The organism is Actinomadura sp. NPDC000929, assembly GCF_040492065.1.
GTDB classification, from domain to species: Bacteria; Actinomycetota; Actinomycetes; order Streptosporangiales; family Streptosporangiaceae; genus Spirillospora; species Spirillospora verrucosospora.
The window spans coordinates 1-2,455 of the sequence record NZ_JBEUPA010000310.1 but is presented as its reverse complement, the minus strand read 5'-3'; the positions used below and the strand labels follow the sequence as shown (position 1 = coordinate 2,455).

The 2,455-nt window shown below is 68.8% G+C and carries 3 protein-coding genes; 2 read left to right on the top strand and 1 reads right to left on the bottom strand.

What is annotated here, in order from left to right:
* The first annotated feature begins 407 nt into the window (after positions 1 to 407).
* Both ABWI04_RS42475 and ABWI04_RS42470 read left to right on the top strand, forming a co-directional pair.
* Positions 408 to 1,256 carry a GON domain-containing protein gene (locus tag ABWI04_RS42475; protein ID WP_353835950.1) on the top strand — a complete coding sequence of 283 codons (849 nt, stop codon included), beginning with the start codon at positions 408 to 410 and terminating at the stop codon, positions 1,254 to 1,256.
* A 392-nt stretch (positions 1,257 to 1,648) separates the two neighbouring features.
* Positions 1,649 to 2,074, top strand: coding sequence for a hypothetical protein (locus tag ABWI04_RS42470; protein ID WP_353835949.1), 426 nt, complete (start codon positions 1,649 to 1,651; stop codon positions 2,072 to 2,074).
* A 98-nt stretch (positions 2,075 to 2,172) separates the two neighbouring features.
* Here ABWI04_RS42470 and ABWI04_RS42465 read toward each other — a convergent pair.
* A partial coding sequence (locus ABWI04_RS42465; RefSeq protein WP_502913224.1) for a GlgC family sugar phosphate nucleotidyltransferase occupies positions 2,173 to 2,455 on the bottom strand: 283 nt, incomplete at its 5' end.

Sequence of the window (2,455 nt, the reverse complement as noted above, 5' to 3'; positions counted from 1 at the left end):
CATTGTTTTCCACACTCTTCCCCCCCCCGCCGCTCTCCCTATCTCGGGGGCCCCCAACACCCGCCCCGGGCGGGGGAGGCGCCCAGCGGTCGCCTCCCCGGCCACCCCGGGCGACGGTTCAGCAACGCTCAACGAGCCGACTCTCCCTGCCTCACATGCTCCACCGGGGCCTTCTCGCACGTCGGCGCCTCGACGGTCTCCGGCACCAGTCTGCCACCGCCCGGCGGGTGAACTTCCCGTTCCACGGCAAAATATAAATATCGCCATAAAGCAGAATTCTTCTTGCCTTGCCCCGGCACAACTCTGACGCGACGGCCATCCGCGCCCTTACCTTGCGGCCATATTGCATTCAGAAAATGGCTGTTAATCTGCCGGGCAGCATCATCCCCCAACAAAAGGAAGAGTTCATGGCGAAAATGCCATTTCGGGCGTCCGCGTTCCTCGCCGCCACCTGCGCGGCCCTCCCTCTGGCCGCGACCGTGCCCGCGCACGCCGACGCCGGTGTCGCGTACCGAAGCTGCCTGCAAGTGCGCCAGAACTTCCCCAGCGCGCCGGACGGAACCTATCTGCTGAGCGACGGCGCGAAACTCTTCACGGTCTACTGCGCCGACATGACCACGGCGCCCAAGGAGTACGTGACGCTCGAAAGGACCGGTTCGTCCGAGAATTACTCGCAATACACCGCCGGCGGCGCGTCCCCCGGGACGAACGTCAGGACCACCTTCACCCGGCTCCGCCTCGACCCCGCCGCGTTCACCGTGGACATCGGCGACCTGAAGTTCGCCACGTCCACCGGCTCGCTCCGGCACAGCGGCTCCGAGACCGTGACGAGCATGCCCTACGCCGTGGCGATGTCTTGCACCGGCACTCCCGTCGGTGAGGGGAACATCGACCTGCGCGGCACGGCCGTCAGGGTGGACAACACGTTCGCCACCGGCGGCGCCGGCCCCTCGGGCACGGCCACCGTCAGCCCGGACGCGCAGACCGTCGCCCTGCGCGGCGGCGGCTTCTGCGGCTGGATCATGCCGGCCCCGGTCCGGTACAACCCGTTCAACCCAAGTCCGGGCATGCCCAACCTCAAACTGGACTGCACGAACCAGATCCGCAGCGAACGCCAGATCTGCCTGCGCCTCACCCCGGCGGCCGGCCCCCGGATGCAGGTGACGCGGGAAGGCTCGCACCGCCTGGTGCACCTGCGCCCCGGCGGCCGCACGGCGGTGCTCGGCCTCGACGGCCGGGTCCGCTCCCTCCGCTGACCCACGGCATCCGTGAGACCGCCTTGCGCCCTGGGCGCAAGGCGGTCTCACTTCGCCCGAACCCAGCGGTCAGCGGCCCCACCGAGCACGGAGCATCAAATGGTCACCATGAAGTGATTTCTTTGCCCGCCCCAAAAGCGACCACTACCGACGCTTTCCTCTGGCGAACAATCGTGGGTCGAAGCGGCCGAGCACACCAGAACCAGCAAGTATTACTGAGCGGATCGGAGCGTGTGAGCCGCGCCCGATACCGGTCAGGACGAAGAGTCAAATCGCCACTTGCATGGCGTCTGGTGTCAGTGGATTCTCTGTTGAGCGGATACCGCGGGTGCCTCTGACCGAGACAGCGCGAGTACCCGCACGGTCTCTCGTCGTCGCCCCACGGAGGCATCATGCTCCCCAAAATCGCCACGGCCGCCCTCGCCCTCGCTCTGAGCGCGAGCGGACTGGCCCTGACTCCCACCGCCGCCGACGCCGCGGCACCGGCCACCCCGCCGAGCAGGGCACTCGCCGCGCCGGCGTTCAACGCCGCCGGCGTCTACACGATCTTCCAGAGCCGCGGGGGCAACATCCAGGTCAACGTGACCCAGGACGGCGCCGGCAGGCTCTTCGGGTCCGCGGTCTACGGCAGCACGGCCGGGACGATCGAGACGGGATCGGTGGACGGCTTCAACATCTTCTTCATCATCGGATGGTTCAACGGGACCCGGGGACGCTACGACGGCTCGCTGGGCGGCGACAGGCGCCTGTCAGGGATCACCGTCGACCTGAACCACCCCGGCAGCCAGGCGACCTGGTTCACCAGCCGCACCTTCTGAGCAAAGGGCCAGGCCGGAATACCGTTGAGAAAGGGCCGCGGCGCGGCCGAATTCGGCGGACCGCGAATACGCCGCCGGATGGGAACGGAGTAAAGAACTCAGTCGTCGGCGGAGAAGCGGATGGCCGTCGGCGGCAGTTTGATCCCGGGCCAGACGCGCACGCCGCAGCGCAGTTCGTTGCCGGGGCCCACCACCGCGCCGTCGCCCAGCACGACGCCGTCGAGGACCGCGCCGGGGCCCACCCGGGCGCCCCGGCTGAGGACCGAGTCGCGGACGGTGGCGCCCTCGGCGACGAACGAGTCCTCCAGCAGGACGCTGCCGATCACGGTGGCGCCCGCCTCGACCACGGCGCCGCGGCCGACGGTGGTGCCGCCGCGCACG